The sequence below is a fragment of the Paenibacillus sp. TAF43_2 genome (assembly GCF_052113545.1).
GTDB lineage: Bacteria > Bacillota > Bacilli > Paenibacillales > Paenibacillaceae > Pristimantibacillus.
The window spans coordinates 1-1,734 of the sequence record NZ_JBFRDK010000360.1; the positions used below are offsets into that span (position 1 = coordinate 1).

Consider the following 1,734-nt stretch of genomic DNA (forward strand, 5'->3'; position numbering starts at 1 on the left):
ATAACACACTCATAACACACTCCTCATAGAATAGTGAATTTGGTTAATATACCGATAAATAATTGGGCTTTAACACAACCTTAACTTACTTTTATTTGTATTTATTACAAATTTTAAAATAAAAAAGACAAAGAAATTACTCTGTTAACATGAAAGCGTTATCAATAGTTTATTAATAACTTCTTATTACATACGACTAAGTAGTTTTGGTTGAAGGTATAGCTTATGCGGGTTGAATACTCGAGTTAAAATAACATGTGGGTTAACTTGTTGGGGAGACTGACAAGCATGTAGATTAGCAATGAAATCATTTACTAGAAAAGAGCTGCGCAATGAAAGAGGTGTGGGAAAATGCTGTAAAGGTTTAGCTTATTTTGATATCAAAGAGCGTGGTCATCCTGACTAATTTGATACTAATATCAAAAAAATGATACTTTTTACCATTCGAACTCATACCTATAGTAGTTGGATTGCACCTATGAATGAAAGGGGATTTTTATGTTAATAAGGGGTGGAATTCTCTTTTTTTGATTTATATGGTCACAATTGTGATAGATTCGCGCAACAAAAGCAGCGGCGAACCAAGACCAGATAAAAAAAGTCTTAGACTGCCGCGGCTATATCAACTAACGTTCTCCGTTAGTTCATGACTTTTCACTACTTAGGATGGCTTCAAATATTTTTAACCCTGTAACGTCTATCATAGTTCCTTGAGAAGGCTCTTTTTTAGTAATCCATTTTATTAATTGAGCAACATAATAATCCATAAGAGAATTCGAGAAAAAAGAATAATTGGATAGCAATGCAATTCCTACACGGAGTTCCTTGTTGAAAGCTAGATAACTGTTAAAACCAGCTGAACCCCCGTTATGCCAGAGGATACCTTTATCTAGAAGTTTATCCCCACCCCAGCCAAAATAACGGTTTGAATTTCCGATCCATATAGGGATATGGCTTTTTTGCAGTGTAGAGGCTATCGGATTATCATTATTTAGATTGGCTTGGACAAATAAACTCAAATCGTTAACCGATGACTTAATCCCCCCAGCTCCTTCATGTATAGAGAGATCCCAGTGAGGGACTCTCTTCCCAGTTGAAGCATGTCCATTCAAAAACCTTCTATTCTGTTCTGAATCAAGTGTAACGGCTGTCTCATTCATCTTTAATGGGCTCGTTATGTATTTTTTCAACAGTTCATCATACTTGCTTCCTGACACCTTGCATAGAATATTCCCAGTAAGCCCACACCGATATTGGAATATTGCTCGTTACTTCAATTAGAAACGGCAGCTGAGCATTAGACCAGCTAACGTAGTGTATTGAACAATCGTGCCCGTTAGCTCAATCAAAGGCAGTCAGTCGTCGGTGGTCAACATCACTCCATGAAGACATCCTTGTACCATACCCCTAAAAAGAATACAATTGCGAACAAACAGGAGAGTGCAAAAATCAGTAATACCAATCCTAATAAAAACCAAAGGATTGTTTTCAGTATCTTCTTAATTTTAACATTCACCGTCCATCACCTATTCCATTAATCGATATTTTCTTCCGCATTAAAGACGATTATATTCATCGTTTTGTTGCGCTAAACTGCCCGTTAACATTCCTGTAGGTGTTAGTAGATTCGATTTGCAGAAAAACGAACGCCCCGCTAGGATGAGTATGTACTGGGTTGGAGCCCTCAGAACTCACCTTAGGAGGCGTTATCATGAAGTCTAGACTAATTAAAGC

At 37.0% G+C, this 1,734-nt stretch carries 1 protein-coding gene; it reads right to left on the reverse strand.

What is annotated here, in order from left to right:
* Nucleotides 1–644: 644 nt before the first annotated feature.
* Entirely contained in the window at nt 645–1,262 is a 618-nt protein-coding gene (locus AB4Z17_RS33360; RefSeq protein WP_441964735.1) for a serine hydrolase domain-containing protein, read from the reverse strand.
* Nucleotides 1,263–1,734 lie beyond the last annotated feature (472 nt).